2 protein-coding genes and 1 pseudogene are annotated in these 2,139 nt (G+C 32.5%); all 3 read left to right on the forward strand.

What is annotated here, in order from left to right:
- Positions 1–737: pseudogene (locus QVP90_RS18060) on the forward strand (O-antigen ligase family protein); the annotation flags it as partial.
- A gap of 4 nt (positions 738–741) precedes the next feature.
- Positions 742–1,227: a hypothetical protein gene (locus tag QVP90_RS18065; RefSeq protein ID WP_005927331.1), complete on the forward strand. Its 486-nt coding sequence runs from the start codon at positions 742–744 to the stop codon at positions 1,225–1,227.
- Between the two features lie 270 nt (positions 1,228–1,497).
- On the forward strand, positions 1,498–2,139 hold a 642-nt coding region (locus QVP90_RS18070), incomplete at its 3' end, for a hypothetical protein (protein WP_288204907.1).

The raw sequence follows: 2,139 nt of genomic DNA on the forward strand, positions 1-2,139 counted from the left end.
TATTTTTAATACTTTGCTATCAAAAATGTAACAGTTGCTATAAGGACTTAGCTGCATTAAGTCTTTGTTCAATAACCGTTTTCTCTTTATTTTCTTACCCATTTCTATATCCATTTACTTGGGCTGTTGTTTTATTGGATTTGGTTATATTGGCTGGGAATACGTGGCATATTCATTGGAAGATATTTTCTGTTGTTGGAAAGTGGTTGGTGATATTATGTGTTATGGGGAGTTTGTGCATAACGAACACGATGGTTATTCGGGTAAAGGCAGAGATGAAATGGAAACATGCATTGTCCCTGTCTTCGTGTGGGCTTTTCGAAAAGGCACAACCTTTGTATGATGCGGCAGAGCGTGTGCTGGGGAATGATCGCTATTTTTTATACAATTATGCAGCTGAGCTTAATGTAGTCCGGTTTTACAAGGAAAGTCTTGATATTGCGATGAAATGCCGTCATTTATGGAGTGATTATGATTTGGAAATGTTGATTGCGCAGAATTGTTGGGAAATAAATCGAATGGTAGAAGCGGAGGAATATTTTAGATTGGCTTCTGATATGTGTCCTAATCGATTTATGCCATTGTATCGATTGGTTTGGTTGTTGGATAGACAAGGACGGCAAACAGAAGCAAGAGAACTTGCTACGATTATTATTTCTAAACCAGTGAAAATACCATCAGTTATTATTGAGCGAATAAAGAGTGAAATGGAAAATTACTTAACCTTAAAAATATAATGCTATGTCTAATACTTTATATATTCACATTGGATATTGGATAGTAATATTACTTATCTTGTTTGTTGGTTATCTTATTTATCCTAAAAAACAAAAGAAAAGTAGCAAAAGGGCTGGAAAGAATTTTTGTATAGAACAGAGTTGTCCACAAAAAGTAAATACGATCTCAACTTCTCTTGAGAAGAAGCAAGTATTACTCAATATGCCTTCAGATGATAAAGATTGGCACTGTTTGGAGGCATATTTTGATAATACATACGATGGCTTTATTCAGAAGTTACGTAATAATTATCCGTTGTCTAATGAAGATATTCATTTAATAATACTGATTTGTTTAGAAGTGAGTAATAAACAGATTGCATCCTATTATCATATCCAATTGGCCTCTTTGGCTACTCACCGTTATCGTATTGCCAAGAAAATGGGATTGAAGGAAGTGAAGTCTATTAATGAGGCTATAACGGGAATGCTTAGAAATGAAAAATACTGAATACTTGTCTAAGATTTCATAGACAAATGCTTGTCTATGGTGTTTGTCTATAATTGTTTGTTGTGAATTATTGGTAGTTCCTCTATGTTTGTAACTAAAAAAGTATACGACTTATATTGTGTACACTTAATGATGAAATATAAAATTGTTTTGGGTAGGAGGATAAAGACCAATGTTACTTGATTTGTTTTTGTGAAAAAATATAGGAATATACCAAATTTGAAATGTTTGGCTGGTTAGGATTATTTATATAATTAAAAAAGTAATAATATGAAATTAAAATTTAAAGCAATGGCCTCTCTTTGTAGTGCTATGATCTTTTCTGCAGCTATTTTTGGGGTGATTTACAGTTGTTCCTCTGATGAATGTGACATTATAAATAGTTCAATGGAGGATGTTGTTGTGAATAAAAATCCGCTTATGATATCTATTGAAAATTCAAATGAGTTTTTAGCTTTTATTAAAGAGAATGAATCAGTTATGGCTAAATTTCTTATGTATAAGGAAACATTAAGTGAAAGTGATTATAATGAATTAATGTCTAATGTGAATGATGATGATTATTTGTTGGATATTATAAATAAAGCTGATATGCTTAACGATTTACAGAGATTAGGAGCGAAGATGAATAGTTTATTGGCTAATACGCAATATGAACGATTAAATCAGATGGAAAAGATACAACTTTTTAATGATTACTTTGAAGCTTCTAATATTGTAAAAGTAAAGACTCGATCAGAGGTATTGTATGCCACATGTTATGAACAATATAATTCTGCTCGTAACTATGCTGAAGCTAAATGCAGTGCAGCAGTATTGGCATGTTCGTGTTTGATTGTTTCTGGACCGGGTGCTTGTGCATGTGTTCTTGCAGCTTTAGATAAATTGGATGATGATTTGCAGGCTGCTAAG

The organism is Bacteroides sp. CAG:189, from assembly GCF_000432295.1.
In the GTDB taxonomy this organism is placed as follows: domain Bacteria; phylum Bacteroidota; class Bacteroidia; order Bacteroidales; family Bacteroidaceae; genus Bacteroides; species Bacteroides salyersiae.